The following is a 313-nucleotide window of genomic DNA, read 5'->3' as shown; positions in this document are numbered from 1 at the left end:
ACCATCGGCGCTGGAGGGCTTAACGGTCGTGTTCGGGATGGGTACGTGTGGAACCCCTCCGCCATCGCCACCAAACGGTTCAAGCGTCTTAATCGCTTGAAAACTGGATACGAAACGTGAATTTGCGGTTAGTCTCCTCAAGTGCTCATATCGGCTTGTTCAGCCTGACGCCACTTTTTGGAGTTGTTTTGGATAAGCCCTCGACCGATTAGTACCTGTCAGCTCCATACATTGCTGCACTTCCACCTCAGGCCTATCAACCTCGTGGTCTTCAAGGGGTCTTACTAGTTGGGAAATCTCATCTTGAGGGGGG

Annotated in this window: 2 rRNA genes; both read right to left on the bottom strand. The window is 52.1% G+C overall.

Annotated elements, in window-relative coordinates:
• Positions 1 to 75 (bottom strand): 5S ribosomal RNA (gene rrf / locus KJS57_RS26165); the annotation flags it as partial.
• A 113-nt stretch (positions 76 to 188) separates the two neighbouring features.
• Positions 189 to 313: ribosomal RNA gene (locus KJS57_RS26160) — 23S ribosomal RNA — on the bottom strand; the annotation flags it as partial.

Origin of the sequence: Paenibacillus vini, from assembly GCF_018403325.1 — a bacterium.
Taxonomy (GTDB): Bacteria; Bacillota; Bacilli; order Paenibacillales; family Paenibacillaceae; genus Fontibacillus; species Fontibacillus vini.
This window is presented reverse-complemented; position numbering and strand designations above follow the sequence as displayed.